Here is a 19,798-nt window from a genome sequence, read left to right on the forward strand (position 1 = left end):
TGTGTGTCGCGACGCGAAGCTCGGCGCTCGTCAGAACTTCTCGGACCAGGGACGCAGGTCGAGCTCATGCGTCCACGCGTCGCGCGGCTGCGAATGCAGCATCCAGTAGCTGTCGGCGATGTGGTCCGGGTTCAGGATGCCGTCGCTGTCCTTTAGCGCATAGCGCTCGGGGAAATTGCTGCGGATGAACTCGGTGTCGATGGCACCGTCGACCACGACGTGCGCGACATGGATGCCCTGCGGCCCCAGCTCGCGCGCCATCGACTGCGCGAGCGCGCGCAGGGCCATCTTGGCGCCCGAGAAGGCGCCGAAGTTGGCCGCGCCGCGCAGCGACGCCGTCGCGCCCGTGAAGATGATCGTGCCGCGATGACCGCCGGCCGGCATCTCGCGCGCCACCATGCGCTTCGCGACTTCGCGGCCGTTGAGAAAGCCCGAGAAGCAGGCCATCTCCCACACCTTGAAGTACTTGCGCGCGGACTCGGTGAGGATGCTCTCCGGCACGTTCGCGCCGATGTTGAACACCATCACCTCGATCGGTCCGATGGTCGATTCGATCTGCTCGATGAGCGCCACCACTTCTTCTTCCTTGCGGGCATCGCAGGCGAAGGCGTGGGCCCGGCCGCCGTCGGCCTCGATCTGCGCCACCAGCGGCTGCAGCTTGTCGAGGCTGCGCCGCGTGACGCAGGTGGCGTAGCCCTCGCGCGCGAAGCGGCGGGCGATGGCGCCGCCGGTGGCATCGCCCGCGCCGACGATGAGTGCGGCCTTGGTGAGCGTCATCGCGTCATTCCTTGTAGTAGACGATCTGGTTCGAGGTCGCGAGCAGCGCGCCCTTCTCGCTCCACAACTGCGCCTTCTGGTCGAAGAAGCCGTTGAAGAACTGCTGCCCCGCCGCGCAGCCCAGCAGGTAGCCCGTGCCAACTTCGGCCAGTTCGGCGGCGCCGACGTGGAAGTACGTGGTGATCGACACCGTGCCCGCGGGCACGTGCTTGGCGCGGCGCAGCCAGACGCGCGGATAGAACACATCACTCAACGCGGCGAGCGAGGCGAAGTCGAGCGGGCGGGCCTGCGCGTCGCGCACCCAGATGCGGGTCTCGCTGTGCTGCAGGCTGCCGTCCCACGTCGCGGGAATGCCGCCGCTGAAGGGACGCATCTCGTACTGGTCGAGCCAGGCCACGCCCGACGGACCGATGCTCATGCGCTCGACCGACGCGGGCTTCGGCGCCTCGGGCATGGGGAGGTCGGCCAAGCTCCAGGTGTCGCGGCGCGCGGCGGTCACCACCGTGGCGGTGGTCGTCATGTTGGGGGTGCCGTCGGCGCCAGGCTGCGTGATCGTCACCGTCCAGTGCTGCGTCGAGCGGTTGGTGCGCACGGCGGTGGCCTGGATGTCGAACACGCCCTCGCCGAGCGCGGCCGCGTAGTTGACGGTCAGCGCGATCGGCGTGCCGAGCAGGTCGGGGTGCTGCAGCACCGACTGCAGCGCGAGCGCTGCGGTGGTGCCGCCGAACGGGCCGACCATGTTCCAGTAGTCGGGACTCGTGGTGCCCGTGAAGTGCCCCACGCGGATGTCGCTGTGGTGCAGGGCCAGGGCTTTGTCGAAGGGGTGTGGGGTCGTGGGCATGGTGATCGTCAGTGTGCCTCCGGTGGATGACCTCACGCAGTCGTGTGCGGGACGTTGGCGTGCTGCACTGCGGCATGCACTGGAGGCCATGCACCGCCGGCAGGGAGCTGCTGCTGCGTGCCGTGCATGGCCGTGACCCTGCCGATCAGACCCGCTCGAAGATGCCGGCGGCGCCCTGTCCCATCCCCACGCACATCGTGACCATGCCGTACTTCAGCTTCTCGCGGCGCAGCGCGTGCACCACGGTCGCCGCGCGGATCGCGCCGGTCGCGCCGAGCGGGTGGCCCAGTGCAATGGCCCCTCCCATCGGGTTGACCTTCGACGGATCGAGACCCAGCGTGTTCATCACCGCGAGCGATTGCGCAGCGAAGGCTTCGTTGAGCTCGAACCAGTCGATGTCCTCGTGCTTCAGGCCCGCATAGCGCAGAGCCGCAGGAATCGCCTCGATCGGGCCGATGCCCATGATGTGGGGCGGCACGCCCTTGCTGGCGAAGCTCACGAAGCGTGCGAGCGGCGTGAGGCCGTACTGCTTCACCGCCTTCTCGCTGGCCAGGATCAGCGCGCCTGCGCCATCCGAGGTCTGCGAGCTGTTGCCGGCCGTCACCGTGCCGCGCGCGGCGAACACGGTGCGCAGCTTGGCCAGGCCCTCGATGCTGGTGTCGGGGCGGGCGCCTTCGTCCAGGCTCACGGTGCGCGTCTTCGCGATCGACTCGCCGGTTTCCAGGTTCGGCGTGCGGTCGGTCACTTCGATCGGCGTGATCTCGTCGGCGAACTTGCCGGCGGCCTGTGCGGCCAGTGCCTTCTGGTGCGAGGCCAGCGCGAACGCGTCCTGCGCCTCGCGGCTCACCTTCCACTGCTGCGCGACCTTCTCGGCCGTGAGGCCCATGCCGTAGGCGATGCCCACGTCACCTTCGCGCTCGAAGATGGAGGGCGACAGCGAGGGCGAGTTGCCCATCATCGGCACCATGCTCATGCTTTCGACGCCGGCGGCGATCATCACGTCGGCCTCGCCGACGCGGATGCGGTCGGCCGCCATCTGCACGGCCGACAGGCCCGAAGCGCAGAAGCGGTTCACGGTGATGCCGCCGATGCTCGTCGGCAGGCCCGCCAGCACCGCGCCAATGCGCGCGACATTCAGGCCCTGCTGCGATTCGGGAATCGCGCAGCCGCAGATGATGTCTTCGATGGCCTTCGGATCGAGGTTCGGCACGGCGGCCAGCGCTGCCTTCAACGTCGTCGCGAGCAGGTCGTCGGGACGGTAGTTGCGGAAGTAGCCGCGGTGCGACTTGCCGATGGGCGTGCGGGTGGCGGAGACGATGTAGGCGTCTTGAACTTGCTTGCTCATGAAATCTGTCCTTAGTTGCGCACGGGCTTGCCGGTGCTGAGCATTCCCATGATTCGCTCTTGCGTCTTGGGATGCACGATGAGCGAGCAGAACGCCTTGCGCTCCAGCGTCATCAGGTATTCCTCGGTCACGAGCGAGCCCGCGTCCACGTCGCCGCCGGTGACCACGTTCGCGATCAGGCTGGCAATGTGGAAGTCGTGCGCGCTGATGAAGCCACCGTCGCGCATGTTCACCAGCTGGCCCTTGATCGTCGCGGCGCCGCTGCGGCCCGCCACGCGGAAGGTGCGGCGCAGCGGTGCGCGGTAGCCGGCGTCGGCCATGGCTTTGGCCTGCTGCAATGCCACGTAGAGCAGTTCGTCCTTGTTCGGCACGATCACGTCGCTGTCGAGCAGGTAGCCCAGCTTCTTCGAATCGAGCGCGCCGGTGCCCACCTTGGCCATTGCGGCGGCGGTGAAGCCTTCGGTGAGGAAGGGCAGCAGGTCGGTGCCGGTCGAGGCCGACGCGTTCTCGGCCGCGCGGCGCGCGATGTAGGTCAGGCCGCCCGCGCCGGGGATCAGGCCCACGCCGACTTCGACCAGGCCGATGTAGCTTTCCATCGCCGCGACGCGCTTGGCCGAGTGGATGGCCAGCTCGCAACCACCGCCCAGCGCCATGCCGCGCACGGCGGAAATCACCGGCACGGTGGCGTAGCGGATCTTGAGCATGACGTTCTGCAGCTCTTCTTCGGCGCCTTCGACCGCGCCGATGCCCGCGACCACAAAGGCCGGCAGCATCGCCTGCAGGTCGGCGCCGACCGAGAACACCTCGTCGGGCGACCAGATCACCAGGCCCTTGTATTCGGCCTCGGCGAGGTCGACCGCGGCGCCCAGCGCCTCGGCCACATCGGGGCTGATGGCGTGCATCTTCGAGTGGATGCTCGCGATCAGCACTTCGCCGTCGAGCGTCCACACGCGCACGTCGCCTTCGTCGCTGATCGTGGTGCCCGCCGTGTTGGCATCGGCCGCGTTCGCGCCGAGCACGCTTTCGGGGAACAGCTGGCGGTCATGCACGGGCAGCTTGCGCTGCGGCACGAATTTGTTCTGCGATGCGCTCCACGAGCCTTCGGGCGTATGCACGCCGCCGGCCTCGGCCACCGGACCTTCGAACACCCACTTGGGCAGCGGTGCGCTGCTCAGCGCCTTGCCTGCGTCGATGTCTTCCTGCACCCACTTGGCGACCTGCGCCCAGCCGGCCTCTTGCCACAGCTCGAACGGGCCCTGCTTCATGCCGAAGCCCCAGCGCATGGCGAAGTCGATGTCGCGTGCGCTCTCGGCGATGTCGCCCAGGTGCACGGCGGCGTAGTGGAAGCCGTCGCGCAGGATGGCCCAGAGGAACTGGCCCTGCGGTCCTTCGCTCTCGCGCAGCAGCTTCAGGCGTTCGCCCGCGGGCCTCTTGAGCATGCGGCCGTACACCTCGTCGGCCTTCGCGCCGGCGGGCACGTACTCGCCGCTCTTCAGATCGAAGCGCAGGATGTCGCGGCCGACCTTCTTGAAGAAGCCGGCCTTGGCCTTCTGGCCCAGGTTGCCCAGCTCCAGCAGCTTGGCGAGCACCGGCGGCGTCGCGAAGTTGGCGTAGAACGGATCGGTCTCGGCGTTCAGGTTGTCCTGCAGCGTCTTCACGACGTGAGCCATGGTGTCCAGGCCCACCACGTCGGCGGTGCGGAAGGTGCCCGAGCTGGCACGGCCCAGCTTCTTGCCGGTGAGGTCGTCCACCACGTCGGGCGTGAGACCGAACTTCTCGACTTCCTTCAGCGTGGCCAGCATGCCGGCGATGCCGACGCGGTTGGCGATGAAGTTGGGCGTGTCGTGCGCGCGCACCACACCCTTGCCGAGCGTGCGGGTGACGAAGGCCTCGAGGTCGTCGAGCACCTGCGGCTGCGTGGTGGGCGTGTTGATCAGCTCCACCAGGAACATGTAGCGCGGCGGGTTGAAGAAGTGAATGCCGCAAAAGCGCGGCTTCAATGCTTCAGGCAGTGCCTCGCTGAGCTTGGTGATCGACAGGCCCGAGGTGTTCGAGGCCAGGATCGAATGCTTGGCGACGTGCGGCGCGATCTTCTTGTAGAGATCGAGCTTCCAGTCCATGCGCTCGGCGATGGCTTCGATGATGAGGTCGCACTCGCCGAGCTTGGCGAGGTCGTCTTCGTAGTTGGCCTGCTCGATCAAGCCGGCGTCGGCCACATCGCCGAGCGGCGCGGGCTTGAGCTTCTTGAGGTTGTCGATGGCGCGCGTGACGATGCCGTTCTTCGGGCCTTCTTTTGCGGCCAGGTCGAACAGCACGACAGGCACGCGCACGTTGACGAGGTGGGCGGCGATCTGCGCGCCCATCACGCCGGCGCCGAGCACGGCGACCTTTTTCACTTGAAATCGGGACATGTTGCTTGGTATTTTTTCGGTTGAAAACGCGCGGCAGGGTTACTGCGCGCGGGTCCAGGTTTGGGTGCGCCAGAACGGGCCCAGGTAGCCGCGCACTTCCAGCTTCTTTCCGCCGTCGATCGGCGTGAAGCTCGCGCGGTACTCCTTGCCGTTCTCGGGGTCGAGGATCTTCCCGCCTTCCCAGACGTCCTTGCCCTCGCCCTTCTTGCCGCCGCGGATGATCTCCAGGCCCGTGATGGGTTTGCCCTTGCGGTCATCGCTGCATTCGTCGCAGGTGGCGTCGGGCTTGGTGTCTTTCTTCAGCGACTTCTCGATGCGGCCGCTGAGCGCGCCGCCGGTCTCGGCGATGCGGATCTCGGCCTTGACCTCGCCGGTCTTGTCGTCGGCATTGCGCCAGAGCCCCACCGGGGTGCTCTGCGCCATGGCCGAGACGGCGGTCACAGTGAACAAGACGGCTGCAAGCGTTGCTTTCATGAGCGGCTCCCGGTTGGTCGATGAAGAAAGGCTGTGTCGCTTAAGCGAGTGCGGCGTCGGTGTCCATCAACACCTTGCTGCCGGCGCGCGCGGTGCGCATCAGCATCACGGTCTCGGGGAACAGCTTGGCGAAATAGAAGCGTGCGGTCTGCAGCTTGGCGACGTAGAACGGGTCGGTGTTGCCGGCCGCGATCTCGCGCAGCGCGACTTGCGCCATGCGGGCGAACAGGTAGCCGAACACGAAGTGGCCGGCCACGCGCAGGTAGTCCACCGCAGCGGCACCCACTTCGTCGGGGTTCTGGAAGCCCTTGAAGCCGATCTCGGTCGTGAACTTGGTGAGCTGGTCGCCCAGCATCGCGATCGGGTTGATGAACTCGGCCATCTTCTCGTTCACGCCTTCTTCTTCCACCAGCTTCGCGACGAGCTTGCCAAACTTCTTCAGCGACGCGCCGTTGTTGCCCAGCACCTTGCGGCCCAGCAGGTCCAGCGACTGGATGGTGTTGGTGCCTTCATAGATCATGTTGATGCGGTTGTCGCGCACGAACTGCTCCATGCCCCATTCCTTGATGAAGCCGTGGCCACCGAAGACCTGCATGCACGCGTTGGTCGCGATGTGGCCGTTGTCGGTGATGAAGGCCTTGACGATGGGCGTGAGCAGCGCGACCAGCTCGCCCGAGTCCTTGCGCACCTTTTCATCGGGATGGTTGTGCTCCTTGTCGAGCAGCAGCGTGCAGAAGATCTGCAGCGCGCGGCCTCCTTCGGCGTAGGCCTTGGCGGTGAGCAGCATCTTGCGCACGTCGGGGTGCACGATGATCGGGTCGGCTTCCTTGTCCTTGGCCTTCACACCGGAAAGCGAGCGCATCTGGAGGCGGTCCTTGGCGTAGGCCAGGGCGTTCTGGTAGGCCACTTCGGTGAGGCCGAGCGACTGGTTGCCCACGCCCAAGCGTGCGGCGTTCATCATCACGAACATCGCGGCCAGGCCCTTGTTGGGCTCGCCCACCAGCGTGCCGGTGGCGCCTTCGATCACGATCTGCGCGGTGGCGTTGCCGTGGATGCCCATCTTGTGCTCCAGGCCGGCGCAGAAGATCGGGTTGCGTTCGCCGAGCGAACCGTCGGCCTTGACGTGGAACTTCGGCACCACGAACAGGCTGATGCCCTTGCTGCCCTTGGGCGCGTCCGGCAGGCGGGCCAGCACCAGGTGAATGATGTTGCTCGTCATGTCGTGCTCGCCGGCCGAGATGAAGATCTTGCTGCCGGTGATGCGGTAGGTGCCGTCGGCCTGCGGTTCGGCCTTGGTGCGCAGCAGGCCCAGGTCGGTGCCGCAGTGCGGTTCGGTCAGGCACATGGTGCCGGTCCACTCGCCGCTGGTGAGCTTGGGCAGGTAGGTCTTCTTCTGGTCGTCGGTGCCGTGCGCGGCCAGTGCCTCGTAGGCGCCGTGCGAGAGGCCCGGGTACATGGTCCAGGCCTGGTTGGCGCTGTTGAGCATCTCGAACAGGCACTGGTTCACCACGAACGGCAGGCCCTGGCCACCGAAGGCCGGGTCGCACGACAGCGCGGGCCAGCCGCCTTCGACGTACTTGGCGTAGGCGTCCTTGAAGCCGGTGGGCGTCTTCACTTCGTGCGTGGCCTTGTCGAGCACGCAGCCTTCTTCGTCGCCGCTGATGTTCAGCGGAAAGGTGACTTCGGCCGCGAACTTGCCGGCCTCTTCGATCACGGCGTTGATGGTGTCGGCGTCGGTCTCGGCATGGGCCGGCAGTGCCTTGAGTTCCTCGGCGACGTTGAGCACTTCGTGCAGCACGAACTGCATGTCACGCACGGGGGGGTTGTAGGTAGGCATCCGGGACTCTCCTGGTCGAAGCTAGATAGATAAGAAAAAACGAAAACGGAAAAACGAAATGGGGCCGCGGCGCTCAGCGCACGGTCTTGAGCCGGCGCGTGCCGCGCGCAGCGGGCGCGGACTCGGCGGCATTGGAAGCAGGTGGCGCGTCCGGCGTAGCGGCGCGCGCGAGGATGTTGTCGAAGCCGACGTTGGCGCGGCCGATGGAGCCGGGCACCTGCAGGAAGCGGGCCTCGTAGTGCAGCGCGAGGATCAGGCCGTGGATCTCGAACCCGACCTGGCGCTCGTCGGCGTCGGCGCGCAGGTGGCCTTCGGACTTCGACTGCACGATGGCGCGCAACACGGCGGCCTGCCAGATGCTGACCGACTCGACCAGCGCATCGCGCACCGGACCCGGGCGGTCGTCGAATTCGGAGGCGCCGCTGATGTAGATGCAGCCCGAGTCGATTTCGGTCGAGGTGCGCTTCATCCAGTTGGCGAACATGGCGCGCAGGCGCGGCAGGCCACGCGGCGCCGCCAGAGCGGGAAAGAACACTTCCTGCTCGAAGCGCGCGTGGTACTCGCGCACCACGGAAATCTGCAGTTCCTCGCGCGATCCGAAGTGGGCGAACACGCCCGACTTGCTCATCTTGGTGATCTCGGCCACGGCGCCGATCGACAGGCCTTCGAGCCCGATCTGCGCGGCCAGCGCCAGCGCAGCGTCGACGATGATGGCCTTGGTCTGCTGGCCTTTGGGGGCGGCGCGGGCCGGCTTGGCGGGAACGGCGGTGGCAGACATCGTGAAAGCTCCGAATAAAACGAACGGTCGTTCTATTTTGCAGGGGCTTTGCACTTTTGGCCGCAAATGACCTTGGGCGGCACTGGGTTAATGAAGGTTAAACAAGGCAAGGGGCAACCGCCAGCGGGTCGCACCCTTGCCCGGCGGTCTCAGAACTCCTGCGACACGGGCCGCAGCACGACCTCGTTGATGTCCACGTTGGCTGGCTGCTCCACCGCGTAGACGATGGCGCGCGCCACCGAGTCGGCCGGGATCTGGTTGGCGTCGTAGAAAGCCTTCACGCCCGCGGCGCTCTCGGCGTCGCTGCTGCCGAACTTCAGTTCCGACTCCACCGCGCCGGGGGACACGATGGTCACGCGCACGCCGCTGTTGCCCACTTCCACGCGCAGGCCTTCGGAGATGGCGCGCACGGCGTGCTTGGTCGCGCTGTAGACGGTGCCGATGGGCGTGAACACCTTCAGCCCGGCAATCGACGCGACGTTCACGATGTGGCCGCTGCCCTGCGCCTGCATGCGCGGCAACACGGCGGCAATGCCGTAGAGCACGCCCTTGATGTTGACGTCGATGGTGCGGTCCCACTCGACGACCTTGAGTTTCTCGATGGGCGACAGCGGCATCACGCCCGCGTTGTTGACCAGCACGTCGATGCGGCCGAAGGCCTCCACGGTGGCGGCGGCGAGCCGCTCCAGGTCCTCGCGCTTCGCGACGTCGGTTGCGACGGCGAGGGCCTCGCCGCCGGCTTCGCGGATCTCGGTCACCACTTTCTCGAGCCGGTCGGTGCGGCGCGCCGCCAGCACCACCCGGGCGCCGCGCGCGGCCAGGTGGCGCGCGGCGGATTCGCCCAGGCCGCTGCTCGCGCCGGTGACGATGGCGACCTTGCCCTTGATGTTGTCTTGAACGGATGTCATGGGAAATTCCTTTCGGGATGCGTTGAAGAAGTGCATGCAGTGTGGAAAATCCACGCGTTCCAGTAAATGAAACTCTGGCGACTTCAGAATTCCAGATTCAGGAATCAAGGAACACCTCAATGTCCAACCGCCTCGAAGCCCTGCGCGTGTTCTTCACCGCCGCCGACGCCGCCAACTTCCGCGAGGCGGCCGTGCGGCTTTCCGTCTCACCGCAGGTCGTGACGCGCGCAGTGCGCGAGCTGGAAGAGGAACTGGGCGAGCCGCTCTTTCACCGCAGCACGCGCGGCGTGCAGCTCACCGACTTCGGCCGCCAGCTCGCGCAGCGCGCGCGCGTCGCGGTGGGCGGCGTCGATGCGCTGTTCCACCGCACCGACCGGCGCGCGCTCTCGCAGCACGCGGGCACGGTGCGCGTCACCGCGCCCAACGTGTACGGCCGGCGGCTGATTCCGGAAGCGCTCGCGCCGATGCTGGCCGAACACCCGGGCCTCGTGCTCGACCTGCGGCTGTCGGAAGAACATGCCGACGTGGTCGACGAGCAGATCGACATCGGCGTGCGCGCCGGCCCGATCCGCGATGCGCGCTTCGTCGCGCGCACGGTCGGCCGGATGCAGCTGCGCGTGGTGGCGGCGCCGGCGCTGGTCGCGCGCACCGGCGTCCCGAAGAACGTCGAGGCGCTGCCGGGCTTTCCGCTCACTGCGCTGATGGACCGCAGCGCGGGCCGCCCGTGGTCGTGGTTCTTCAGCAAGGGGCGGCAGATGCCGGTCGCCGCGCCGGCCTTCGTCACCGACGACGTCGATGCCGAGTGCGCCGCGGTGCGCGCGGGCCTGGGCTTCGGCCAGCTCGCGGGGCCGCTGGCCGAGCCGCTGATCGCCTCGGGCGAACTGGTGGAGGTGCTGGAGGCCGAGGCGCCCGACGCCTGGCCGATCCACGTCTACCGCTCGCAGCGCGCGCCGGTGCCGGCGCGCGTGCGGCTGGTGTACGACGAACTGGTGCGTGTGCTGCGCTGAGCTTCAGTCGTATCCGCTCATTCGTATTTTTGCCCGGTGCGCATCAGCTCAGGTGTGCCGATCACCTCGTTGAGCGCATCGAAGTCCAGCATCTGCGGCCGCCACGGCTGCGTGGTGCGGTGCTTGTGCAGACTGCCGTAGTAGCCCTGCAGCGTGTGCGCCACCGCGCGCGCGGTGCCGCCCGGGAAGATCGCGATGCGAAAGCCATGCGCCTGCAGCGCGTCCGCATCCTGGATCGGCGTCTTGCCACCTTCGACCATGTTGGCCAGCAGCGGCACGCGGTGGGCGAAGCGGCTGCAGGCCGTGTCCATCTGCTCGGGCGAACGCAGCGCCTCGATGAAGAGCGCGTCCACCCCGCATTCGAGGTACGCCTCGGCGCGGTCAAGCGCGGCTTCGAGCCCTTCGACCGCCACGGCGTCGGTGCGCGCGAGGATCAGCGTGTCGCTCGACGTGCGCGCGTCCAGCGCGGCCTTGAGCTTGCCGACCATCTCCCGCTCGGGCACCACGGCCTTGCCGTCGAGGTGGCCGCAGCGCTTGGGAAAGGTCTGGTCCTCGATCTGCACCATGGCCGCGCCCGCGCGCTCGAAGCCGCGCACGGTGCGCTGCGTGTTCAGCGCATTGCCAAAGCCGGTGTCGGCATCGACGATCACCGGCAGGCTCACGCGCTCGGTGATGCGCGCGAGCGTGTCGGCCACTTCGGTGAAGGTGGTGAGGCCGATGTCGGAGCGGCCCAGGCGGGTGTAGGCGATCGACGCGCCCGACAGGTACAGCGCCTCGAAGCCGGCCTGCTCGGCCACCAGTGCGCTCAGCGCGTCATACACGCCGGGTGCCAGCACCACGTCGGGCCGTGCCAGGCGGGTCTTGAAGTTGTGGGTCGTCATGCGGACGCCTCCTTGGGTTGAACCAGTGCGGCAGCCGTGTGCGCCGCGATGTAGCCGCCGGCCACGGCGCTCAGCAGGCCGTTGCCGGAGAGATAGCCCCACACCGCGTCACCCGAGACACCGCCGGCCGCGCCGCCCGCGGCCAGCAGGTTGGGCAACGGCGTGCCGTCCTGGCGCAGCACGCGCATGTCGGGTGCGGTGTCGAGGCCGCCTTGCGTATGAAAGAGCGCGCCGGTCACCTTGACGGCGAAGTACGGCGCGTCGAGGCCGCGCGCGAACACGCGGCCGTCGGCCGCGGGCACGCCACCGCGCATCGCGTCGAGCGTGCCCTGCAGCACCGCGGCTTCGCAACCGATGCAGTCCGCCAGCGCGGCCACCGAGTCGCAGCGGCGCAGCGCGCCGGCCGCCTCGGCCTCGCAGAAATCGGGGAAGCCGCGCGCCAGTGCGAGCAGCGGCGTGTCGAACACGTTCCAGGCGATGCCTCCCCGCTGCGCGAGCACGTGCACCGCGGCTTCGGAGTAGCCCAGCGTCTCGTCGTGGAAGCGCCGGCCGTCGCAGTTGAGCTGCACGCCGCCTTCCATCATCACGGCCCATGACATCAACGCACCCTGCGGCGTGACCCACGAACCGTGGCCCTGGTAGCCGCCCAGGTCGCGCAACCGCGCGCCCAGCGACTTGCCCCAGAGGATGGCGCTGCCGTCGTTGCCTACATGCCCGCCGAAGGCGGCCTCGGCCATCTCGGGCAGCAGCGTGCGCACCATTTCCGTGTTGCCGCCGAAGCCGTTGCACGCCAGCAGCAGCGCGTCGCAGGCCAGCGACTCGCGCGTGCCGTCGGGGCGCAGGTAGTCGATGCCGACCACGCTGCCGTGGGCGTCGAGCACCAGCGTATCGACCAACGCCTGCGTCAACACCGGAATGCCCGCGGTTTCCGCCGCCGCCTGCAGCGCGGCCATCAGCGCGGCGCCGGTCTTCTGCGGCAGCGCATGCATGCGGTGCACGCTGTGGCCGGGGTAGAGAAAGCCGTCGAGCAGCATCCATTCGAGGCCATGGCGCGCCTGCAGCGCATCGAGCGCGGGGCCGATGGCACCGGCATACGCCGCGACCAGCGCGGCGGCCGCGCGCCCGTGCGCCTTGGCCTGGATGTCGGCGGCAAAGCGCGCGGCGCTGTCGTTGGCCACGCCGTGTGCGCGCTGCACGCGCGTGCCAGGCGCGGGAATGAAACCCGAGGACAACGCCGTCGATCCGCTGGGCAGCGCGTCGCGCTCCAGCACCACGCAGTCGATGCCCGCGTCGGCCAGCATCAGCGCCGCCGTGAGACCGCAGGCCCCGCCGCCGACGATGGCCACTGCCACGTGCACGTCCGCCTCCACCTGCGCGGCGCGCCGGACGGTTCTTGCAGGCGCGGTCATGCCAGCGATGCGATGAAAGGCGCGCAGTCTGTCACCTCGGCCACGTTGCGCATGTCGGCCAGCGAGGTGTTGTGGCGCTCCTCGCCGAAGGCCGCGCAGCCGTCGGCCAGCACCAGCGTGCGGTAGTCGCGCATGTGCGCGTCGCGCACCGTGCTGGCCACGCCGCCGTTGGTGACGATGCCGCACACCGCCACGGTGTCGATGCCCACGCGGCGCAGCACCCAGTCGAGCTGCGTGTTGAAGAAGGCCGAATACGCCACCTTGCTGACCGTCACGTCGACCAGGCCCGCCAGCGCGTCGACATTCGCCTGGCCCCAGCTGCCGGGCGCGAAATCGCCCTTGGACAGGTACGGGCGCAACGCCTTCAGGTGCGGCGAGACCATCGGCTCACCCTTCGCGTCGGGCCACAGCGTGAACTGGCTCGCCACCACCAGCCCCCCACCCGCCTTCAGCGCACGCGCCACGGCGGCCACGCGCCCGGGCAGCAGCAGCGCGGGCGGGTTGGTGTCGCCGCCGCGCGCGTAGGCGCCCCTGGCATCGAGAAAGTCGTTCTGCAGGTCGATGACGACCAGCGCCGTCTTCGCCGGGACGATCTTCGTGCCCGCGCTCATGACGGCCTCACCAGCAGGTTGCCGTGCGCATCGACCTCGGCATGGAAGCCGGGTTCGAGCCACACGGTGGTGTCGGCCTGTTCGAGGATGGCCGGCCCCTCGATGCGCGCGGCCACCGGCAGCTCGAGCCGCGCATAGCGCACCGCGTCGTGCCACTGGCCTTGGTGGAACACGCGCTGCGTGCCCAGCGGCGCGGTGCTGCCCACGCCTTCAGGCGCCAGCACCTTCAGGTCGAACTTGGGCCGCACGCCGATGCGCGCATAGCGCAGGTTCATCACGCGAATCGCGATGCCGTCGAGCACACGGCCGAAGGCGGCGGTGTAGGCCGCTTCGAAGGCCGTGCGGATGGTTGCGGCCGTGATCGGTGCCTGGCCCGCATCAGCCAGCACCACCGGCAGCGTGTGCGTCTGGCCGGCGTAGAGCATGTCAAGCGCGACCACTTCGCGCACCTCGTCGAAGCGCACGCCCGACGAGTCGAGCCGCTGCTGGCAGCTCGCAGCCAGTTCGTCGATGCGGTGCTGCAGGCCGGCCACGTCGAGGTCGGCCAGCGGCTTGTTGATGGTCTGCACCGCGTCGTGGCGCATGTCCGCAATGACGCAGCCCAGTGCCGAAGTGACGCCGGGGTAGCGCGGCACGATGCCGGTGGCCACGCCCACCTCGCGCATCATCGCGCACACGTGCAGCGCGCCGCCGCCGCCGAAAGGCATGTAGGCGAAGCGGCGAGGATCGTGCCCACGCTCGATCGACACGAGGCGGATGGCGCCGGCCATGCGCGCGTTCGCCACCGTGAGGATGGCCTCGGCAGCGGCATGCACATCGAGGCCCAGCGGACGCGCGACATGCTCCTCGATGGCCTGGCGCGACTTCTCCGCGTCGAGCGCCGCGAGCAGTCCACCGCCCAGTGGACGGTCCGCCGCGATGCGGCCCAGCAGCACGTTGGCATCGGTCACGGTCGGGCGCATGTTGCCGCGGCCATAGCAGGCCGGCCCGGGCACGCTGCCCGCCGACTCGGGGCCGACCTGCAGCATGCCGCTCGCGTCCACCGACGCGATGGAGCCGCCGCCGGCGCCGATGGTCTCGATCTGGATCATCGGCGAGCGGATCACCATGCCGAACTCGATGGCGGTTTGCGCCGCCAATGCAGCTTCACCGTTCGCCACCAGCGACACGTCGAACGACGTGCCTCCCATGTCGCCCGTGATCGCATTCGGAAAACCCGCTGCGCGCGCGATGGCCGCGCAGGCGATCACGCCGGCCGCCGGGCCCGACAGCGCGGTGCGCACGGGCAGGTCGCTCGCGGTCTGGCGCGACATCACGCCGCCGTTGCTCTGCACCACCAGCAACTCGCCGCCGAAGCCCTGCGCGCGCAGGTCGGATTCGAGCCGGCCGAGGTAGCTGCCCACCACCGGCTGCAGCGCGGCGTTGAGCGTGGCGGTCGAGCAGCGCTCGAACTCGCGGATCTCGGGCAGCACTTCGCTCGCCGAGGTGACGTGCGGGTTGGGCCAGAGTTCGCGCACCGCGGCCGCGGCCAGGCGCTCGTTCTCGGGGTTCGCGTAGGTGTTGATGAAGAACACGCACACGGCCTCGCAACCGGCTTCGAGCAGCGAGCGCGCTTCGGCGCGCACCTGCTCCAGGTCGACCGCGGTGTGCAGCGTGCCGTCGGCCAGCACGCGTTCGTCCACCTCGCGGCGCAGGTCGCGCGGGACCACTGGCAGGAAGCTGCCGCGCAGGCCCCAGGTCTCGGGCCGGTCGCGGCGGCGCATCTCGAGCACGTCGCGGAAACCTCGCGTGGTGATGATGCCGGTGCGCGCCACCTTGCGTTCCAGCAGCGCGTTGGTACCCACGGTGGTGCCGTGCACGATGGTGGCAATGGTCGCGGCCGAATCCGCCACGCGTGCCACGCCGTTCATGAAGCCGCGCGCTTCCTCGCCGCGCGTGGAAGGCACCTTGACGATGCGGGCCGTGCCGTTCGCCTCGTCGAGCACGAACAGGTCGGTGAAGGTGCCGCCGACATCGACGCCGACGACAAGGGAGTTACCAGGGGAAGTCATTCGGATGCTTTCTTCGTCGTATCGGTGCTCACGTAGCCCATGGCCGCATCGGCCTCGCGTTGCGCTGGCTGCCGCTCGGCGGCGCGGCCCCAGCCGCCACCGCCGGGCGTTTGCAGGCGCACGCGCTCGCCGCGCGCGAGCGTGATGCCGCGCATCTTCGACACCATGGGCGGCGTGTGCCACTCGCCCGCGTTCTCGTAGCTGAAGACGTTGACCGCGCCGTCGCCGCCGCCCGCGATGCCCTTGGGCGGCGACGTGCCGCGCTCGCCGAAGACGAACACCTCGGCGTCCTTCTCCAGCAGTTCGATTTCATAGACGGCGCCCAGGCCGCCGCGGTGCTGGCCGTCGCCACCGGAGTCGGCGCGCAGCGACCATTCGGTGAAGCGCACCGGATAGGCGGCTTCCAGAATCTCGAGCGGCGGGATGGTCGCGGTGGAGATGGGTGCATTGCCGTGCGCCAGGCCGTCGCCGCCCGAGTGGCCGCCATGGCCGCCGCCGAAGAAGCTGAACATCACCCAGCGCTGGCCTTCGCGGCCCTTGTCGCTGCGGTGGCCCGCGATCGACAGCGCGTTGATGGTGCCGTAGGCCTGCGCCACGGCGCGCGTGGGATCGGCCTGCGCGGCGGCGCTGAAGATCACGTCGATCATGCGCAGGATGGTCTCGGTGTAGCCGCCGACCGGGCGCGGGCGCTCGGCGCTGATCACCCGCTTGTCGGGAATGACAAAGTCGACCGCGTCGAGCACGCCGGCATTCGCGGGCACGTCGGGGAACAGGTGCTTCAGCGCCACGTAGCACGCAGCCACCGCGGTGGCGCGCGAGATGTTCACCGGCCCCGCGCATTGCGGCGAAGTGCGCGAGAAGTCGAGCGTGAGCCGGTCGCCGGCCACCGTCATGTCCAGCGCGATGGTCAGCGGCTCGTTGACGATGCCATCGTTGTCCAGCACGTCCTCGAAGCTGTAGCGGCCGTCGGGCAGCGAAGCAATGTGCGAGCGCATCAGCCGCAGCGCGCGGGCGCGCAGTTCGCCCAGCGCGTCGAGCACGAGGTCGTCCCCGTATTCGTCGAGCAGGCCGTTCAGCCGCTTCGCGCCGAGCTCCAGCGCCGCGAGCTGGCCGTTCAGGTCGCCCCACAGGCTGTCGGGCAGGCGTGTGTTGGCCTGCAGGATGGCCAGCACGTCGGCGTCGAGCACGCCGCCCTTCACGATGCGCACCGGCGGGATCTGCACCGCCTCCTGCCAGCACTCGGTGGCGGCGGGGTTGTAGTTGCCGGGCACGGCGCCGCCCACGTCGTGCCAGTGCGCGGCCGAGGCCATGTGGCAGTACAGCTTGCCGTTGCGGAAGAACGGCTTCACCAGTTTGAAGTCGTTGGCGTGCGTGCCGCCGTCGTAGGCATCGTTGCTGATCCAGATGTCGCCGTCGCGCATGCCGCCGCGCGGTCCGGCCGCCTTGGCGGTGGCGCGCACCGCGAAGGCCATGGCGCCCACGAACACCGGCAGGCCCGACTTGCCCTGCACCAGCGTGTCGCCGGTGGTGGCGTCGTACAGGCCGTGGCAGGCGTCGTGCGCCTCGGCAATGATGGGGTTGAACGCACTGCGGTAGAGCGTGGCGTCCATCTCGTCGGCCACCTGCTCGAGGCGGCCGCGCAGCACGGCGAGCGTGACAGGGTCGATGGTTGGGGCAGAAGAAGGATCAGGCATCGGTGGCTTTCTTGGAGGCGGGGCGGCCAGTTCGCTGGCGCAGCTGGTTCAACAGTCCGCCGGCGCGGACCATGTCCATGAGGAACCCGGGCACCGGCTCGCAGGCCAGGCGCCTGCATCCGGGCATGACGATCTCGGGCGCGGTGGTGTCCAGGGCGATCTGGTCGCCTTCGCTCAGCGATTCGGCCTCGGCGCAGGTCAGCAGCAGCAGGCCCACGTTGAAGGCGTTGCGAAAGTACAGGCCGCTGTACGACGGCGCGATCACCGCGCTCACGCCCAGGTGCACCAGCACCGCGGCGGCCTGCTCGCGCGAGGAGCCGATGCCGAAGTTGGGTCCGGCCACAAGCACGTCGCCGCGCGCCACACCGACGGCGAAGTCGGGCCGGATGGCTTCCAGGCAGTGCTTCGCAATGATGTCGATGCCGTGCTTCATGGCATGGCCTGGCGCGAGCAGGTCGGTGTCGATGTCGGCGCCCAGGCGCCACACGCGGTGAGTCGCTCGTGTCACGCTCATGCCAGCACCTCCCGCGGGTCGGTCACGCGGCCACGCAACGCGGCGGCCGCCACCGTGTAGGGCGAGCCCAGGTACACCTGCGCGCTCGGCGAGCCCATGCGGCCCTTGAAATTGCGCGCCGTGGTCGAGATGACGGTGATGTCGTCGCCCATCGGATCGCCATAGCCGGAGCAGGCGCCGCATGCGGTCGGGAACAATTCGGCGCCGGCTTCCATCAGCGCCTGCAGCACACCCTCTTCGCGCGCCTGCTCCTGGTCCTGGATGCTGGCGGGCGCGACGATCAGGCGCAGGCCCGCCGCCACCTTGCGCCCGCGCAGCACCTGCGCGGCGGCGCGCAGGTCGTCGAGCTTGGCGCCGGTGCATGCGCCGATGTAGGCGACGTCCACCGGCGTGCCGGCGTAGTGGCTCACACCCAGTGAATTGGCCGGGCTGTGCGGCGCGGCCACGTGAGGCTCGAGCGTGTCGGCGTCGAAGCGGTGGCGCGTGAGCGCGGCGTCCCTGTCGGTGAACCAGGCCGAGGTGTCGGCGCGTGGGACACCGGCCGCTTCCAGGTAGGCCGCCGTGGTGGCATCGGGCGCGATCAGTCCGGCTTGCGCGCCGAGTTCGGCACTCATGTTCGACAGCGTCATGCGCTCCTGCATCGACATCGACCGGATCGCCGGGCCCGCGAACTCCACCGCCTGGTAGCGCCCGCCATTCATGCCGAAGCGCCCGATCATGTGCAGCATCATGTCCTTGGCAGTCACGCCCGCGGGGAGCTTGCCGTCCCACCACATCTGGAGGGTCTCGGGCACGCGCAGCCAGATCTCGCCGGTGACGACCACGCCGAGCATTTCAGTGCTGCCCACGCCGAACATGTAGGCGCCGAACGCGCCGCCGGTGGGCGAGTGCGAGTCGCCGCCCACGCACAGGATTCCGGGGCGGATGTGGCCGTGCTGCGGCACCACCACGTGGCAGATGCCCTGGCTGTCGTACACGTGCGGCAGCTGCTGGTCGCGCGCCCAGTCGCGCGCGATGCGCACGATGCGGCGCGAGTCGTCGTCGCGCTCGGGCACGTAGTGGTCCATCACCAGCACGATGCGCGAGCGGTCCCAGATCTGCGCGCCCAGCTCCTCGAGCATGGGCTTCAGGCGGCGCGGGCCCGAGGAGTCGTGGAACATGGCGAGGTCGACGCCGCAGGTCACGATCTCGCCCACCGCCACGTGCTCGCGGCCGCTGGCGCGCGCGATGAGCTTCTGCGCGAGCGTCTGTGGCGGCACCCGCGCGGCTGCCGGGTTGGAGGTGTCGGTGGTCATTCGGGCTTGGCTCCGGAGAACTTCACGACCTGGGCCCAGCGCGGGATCTCGCTCTGCACGAACGCGGTGAACTGCTCGGGCGAGTTGCCCACGGGAATCGCGCCTTCGGTGTCCAGCCGCTTGCGCATGTCGGGCTGATGCAGCGCGTGGCGCGCCGCGTCGCTGAGCTTGCGCGACACGTCGGCCGGCATGCGCGCCGGGCCGAACAGGCCGAACCAGGCGCTCGACTCGTAGCCGGGCAAGGCCTCGGCGATGGCCGGCACCTCGGGGAACGCGGGCAGCCGCTTGGCCGTGGTGACGCCCAGCGCCTTGAGCTTGCCGGCCTGGATGTGGGCCTTGACGTTGCCCACCGCCGCGAACATCAGCTGCACCTGGCCGGCCAGCAGGTCCTGCACGGCGGGCGAGGTGCCCTTGTAGGGAATGTTCACGATGTCCACGCCCGACTGCATCTTGAAGGCCTCGCCCGCCATGTGCAGCGACGAGCCCACCGCGCCGATGGCGAAGTTCAGCTGGCCCGGTTTGGCCTTGGCGAGCGCGATGAGTTCGCGCACGTCCTTCGCGGGCACCGAGGGGTGCGCCACCAGGATCGACGGCGAGGTGGCCACGCAGGTGAGCGCGGTGAAGTCCTTCACCGGGTCGAAGGGCAGCGTGGGGTACAGCGTGGCATTGATGGCATGGCTGGTGAAGCTCATCAGCAGCGTGTTGCCGTCGGGCGCGGCCTTGGCCACCGCATCGGCAGCGATGTTGCCGCCCGCGCCGGGCTTGTTCTCGACGATGACGGTGCGACCCAGCGCAGGGCCCATGCTGACGGCCAGCGAGCGCGCGAGCGTGTCGGTCGAGCCGCCGGCCGGTGCGCCGACCAGGATGCGCACGGGGGCGCTGCCGATTTGCGCACGGGCGGCGGCGGCAAGGGCCAGCGCGGCGGGTGCGATGAGGAGGTCGCGGCGATGGATCATGGGGTTTCC

At 69.0% G+C, this 19,798-nt stretch carries 17 protein-coding genes; 1 reads left to right on the plus strand and 16 read right to left on the minus strand.

The window, feature by feature from the left end; all coding sequences use genetic code 11:
• Positions 1-30: 30 nt before the first annotated feature.
• The 8 genes from ASD34_RS09025 to ASD34_RS09060 form a co-directional block, all read right to left on the minus strand.
• Positions 31-777 carry an SDR family oxidoreductase gene (locus ASD34_RS09025; protein ID WP_056575904.1) on the minus strand — a complete coding sequence of 249 codons (747 nt, stop codon included), beginning with the start codon at positions 775-777 and terminating at the stop codon, positions 31-33.
• 4 nt (positions 778-781) lie between these two features.
• Complete coding sequence (locus ASD34_RS09030; protein ID WP_056575906.1) at positions 782-1,618, minus strand: acyl-CoA thioesterase; 837 nt, start codon at positions 1,616-1,618, stop codon at positions 782-784.
• 145 nt (positions 1,619-1,763) lie between these two features.
• Complete coding sequence (locus tag ASD34_RS09035; RefSeq protein WP_056575908.1) at positions 1,764-2,963, minus strand: acetyl-CoA C-acyltransferase; 1,200 nt, start codon at positions 2,961-2,963, stop codon at positions 1,764-1,766.
• Between the two features lie 11 nt (positions 2,964-2,974).
• On the minus strand, positions 2,975-5,374 hold the full coding sequence (locus tag ASD34_RS09040; RefSeq protein WP_056575910.1) for a 3-hydroxyacyl-CoA dehydrogenase/enoyl-CoA hydratase family protein: 2,400 nt from the start codon (positions 5,372-5,374) through the stop codon (positions 2,975-2,977).
• 39 nt (positions 5,375-5,413) lie between these two features.
• A complete protein-coding gene (locus ASD34_RS09045) occupies positions 5,414-5,848 on the minus strand; it encodes a DUF2147 domain-containing protein (protein ID WP_056575912.1) in 435 nt (144 codons plus the stop codon).
• A gap of 40 nt (positions 5,849-5,888) precedes the next feature.
• On the minus strand, positions 5,889-7,685 hold the full coding sequence (locus ASD34_RS09050) for an acyl-CoA dehydrogenase C-terminal domain-containing protein (protein WP_056575913.1): 1,797 nt from the start codon (positions 7,683-7,685) through the stop codon (positions 5,889-5,891).
• Positions 7,686-7,758: 73 nt separating this feature from the next.
• On the minus strand, positions 7,759-8,463 hold the full coding sequence (locus tag ASD34_RS09055) for a TetR/AcrR family transcriptional regulator (protein ID WP_056575915.1): 705 nt from the start codon (positions 8,461-8,463) through the stop codon (positions 7,759-7,761).
• A 149-nt stretch (positions 8,464-8,612) separates the two neighbouring features.
• Complete coding sequence (locus ASD34_RS09060; RefSeq protein ID WP_056575917.1) at positions 8,613-9,371, minus strand: SDR family oxidoreductase; 759 nt, start codon at positions 9,369-9,371, stop codon at positions 8,613-8,615.
• A gap of 119 nt (positions 9,372-9,490) precedes the next feature.
• Here ASD34_RS09060 and ASD34_RS09065 point away from each other — a divergent pair, with 119 nt between their 5' ends.
• Positions 9,491-10,378, plus strand: coding sequence for a LysR family transcriptional regulator (locus tag ASD34_RS09065; RefSeq protein WP_056575919.1), 888 nt, complete (start codon positions 9,491-9,493; stop codon positions 10,376-10,378).
• A gap of 17 nt (positions 10,379-10,395) precedes the next feature.
• On the opposite strand, the gene ASD34_RS09070 is transcribed toward ASD34_RS09065, so the two are convergent.
• Genes ASD34_RS09070 through ASD34_RS09105 form a run of 8 tightly spaced genes read right to left on the minus strand, consistent with a single transcriptional unit; the run spans position 10,396 to position 19,786 of the window.
• Entirely contained in the window at positions 10,396-11,259 is an 864-nt protein-coding gene (locus ASD34_RS09070) for an isocitrate lyase/PEP mutase family protein (RefSeq protein ID WP_056575922.1), read from the minus strand.
• On the minus strand, positions 11,256-12,668 hold the full coding sequence (locus tag ASD34_RS09075; protein WP_056575924.1) for an FAD-dependent oxidoreductase: 1,413 nt from the start codon (positions 12,666-12,668) through the stop codon (positions 11,256-11,258). Before ASD34_RS09075 ends, ASD34_RS09070 begins: the two co-directional genes overlap by 4 nt.
• Positions 12,665-13,279 carry a cysteine hydrolase family protein gene (locus ASD34_RS09080; protein ID WP_056575926.1) on the minus strand — a complete coding sequence of 205 codons (615 nt, stop codon included), beginning with the start codon at positions 13,277-13,279 and terminating at the stop codon, positions 12,665-12,667. The genes ASD34_RS09075 and ASD34_RS09080 overlap by 4 nt, the downstream gene beginning before the upstream one ends.
• Entirely contained in the window at positions 13,276-15,330 is a 2,055-nt protein-coding gene (locus ASD34_RS09085; RefSeq protein WP_056575928.1) for a hydantoinase/oxoprolinase family protein, read from the minus strand. Before ASD34_RS09085 ends, ASD34_RS09080 begins: the two co-directional genes overlap by 4 nt.
• Entirely contained in the window at positions 15,327-17,024 is a 1,698-nt protein-coding gene (locus ASD34_RS09090) for a hydantoinase B/oxoprolinase family protein (protein ID WP_056575930.1), read from the minus strand. The genes ASD34_RS09085 and ASD34_RS09090 overlap by 4 nt, the downstream gene beginning before the upstream one ends.
• Positions 17,017-17,538: a 3-isopropylmalate dehydratase gene (locus ASD34_RS09095; protein WP_056575932.1), complete on the minus strand. Its 522-nt coding sequence runs from the start codon at positions 17,536-17,538 to the stop codon at positions 17,017-17,019. Before ASD34_RS09095 ends, ASD34_RS09090 begins: the two co-directional genes overlap by 8 nt.
• On the minus strand, positions 17,535-18,833 hold the full coding sequence (locus ASD34_RS09100; protein WP_056575934.1) for a 3-isopropylmalate dehydratase large subunit: 1,299 nt from the start codon (positions 18,831-18,833) through the stop codon (positions 17,535-17,537). The genes ASD34_RS09095 and ASD34_RS09100 overlap by 4 nt, the downstream gene beginning before the upstream one ends.
• Positions 18,830-19,786: a tripartite tricarboxylate transporter substrate binding protein gene (locus ASD34_RS09105; RefSeq protein WP_056576224.1), complete on the minus strand. Its 957-nt coding sequence runs from the start codon at positions 19,784-19,786 to the stop codon at positions 18,830-18,832. Before ASD34_RS09105 ends, ASD34_RS09100 begins: the two co-directional genes overlap by 4 nt.
• Positions 19,787-19,798 lie beyond the last annotated feature (12 nt).

Source organism: Variovorax sp. Root473, assembly GCF_001426505.1.
In the GTDB taxonomy this organism is placed as follows: domain Bacteria; phylum Pseudomonadota; class Gammaproteobacteria; order Burkholderiales; family Burkholderiaceae_C; genus Variovorax.

Coding starts and splice junctions, on each gene's coding strand:
- ASD34_RS09075 (WP_056575924.1), bottom strand. CDS start 12,668: ATGACCGCGCCTGCAAGAACCGTCCGGCGCGCCGCGCAGGTGGAGGCG.
- ASD34_RS09050 (WP_056575913.1), bottom strand. CDS start 7,685: ATGCCTACCTACAACCCCCCCGTGCGTGACATGCAGTTCGTGCTGCAC.
- ASD34_RS09065 (WP_056575919.1), top strand. CDS start 9,491: ATGTCCAACCGCCTCGAAGCCCTGCGCGTGTTCTTCACCGCCGCCGAC.
- ASD34_RS09100 (WP_056575934.1), bottom strand. CDS start 18,833: ATGACCACCGACACCTCCAACCCGGCAGCCGCGCGGGTGCCGCCACAG.
- ASD34_RS09025 (WP_056575904.1), bottom strand. CDS start 777: ATGACGCTCACCAAGGCCGCACTCATCGTCGGCGCGGGCGATGCCACC.
- ASD34_RS09085 (WP_056575928.1), bottom strand. CDS start 15,330: ATGACTTCCCCTGGTAACTCCCTTGTCGTCGGCGTCGATGTCGGCGGC.
- ASD34_RS09070 (WP_056575922.1), bottom strand. CDS start 11,259: ATGACGACCCACAACTTCAAGACCCGCCTGGCACGGCCCGACGTGGTG.
- ASD34_RS09080 (WP_056575926.1), bottom strand. CDS start 13,279: ATGAGCGCGGGCACGAAGATCGTCCCGGCGAAGACGGCGCTGGTCGTC.
- ASD34_RS09030 (WP_056575906.1), bottom strand. CDS start 1,618: ATGCCCACGACCCCACACCCCTTCGACAAAGCCCTGGCCCTGCACCAC.
- ASD34_RS09090 (WP_056575930.1), bottom strand. CDS start 17,024: ATGCCTGATCCTTCTTCTGCCCCAACCATCGACCCTGTCACGCTCGCC.
- ASD34_RS09055 (WP_056575915.1), bottom strand. CDS start 8,463: ATGTCTGCCACCGCCGTTCCCGCCAAGCCGGCCCGCGCCGCCCCCAAA.
- ASD34_RS09040 (WP_056575910.1), bottom strand. CDS start 5,374: ATGTCCCGATTTCAAGTGAAAAAGGTCGCCGTGCTCGGCGCCGGCGTG.
- ASD34_RS09095 (WP_056575932.1), bottom strand. CDS start 17,538: ATGAGCGTGACACGAGCGACTCACCGCGTGTGGCGCCTGGGCGCCGAC.
- ASD34_RS09035 (WP_056575908.1), bottom strand. CDS start 2,963: ATGAGCAAGCAAGTTCAAGACGCCTACATCGTCTCCGCCACCCGCACG.
- ASD34_RS09045 (WP_056575912.1), bottom strand. CDS start 5,848: ATGAAAGCAACGCTTGCAGCCGTCTTGTTCACTGTGACCGCCGTCTCG.
- ASD34_RS09060 (WP_056575917.1), bottom strand. CDS start 9,371: ATGACATCCGTTCAAGACAACATCAAGGGCAAGGTCGCCATCGTCACC.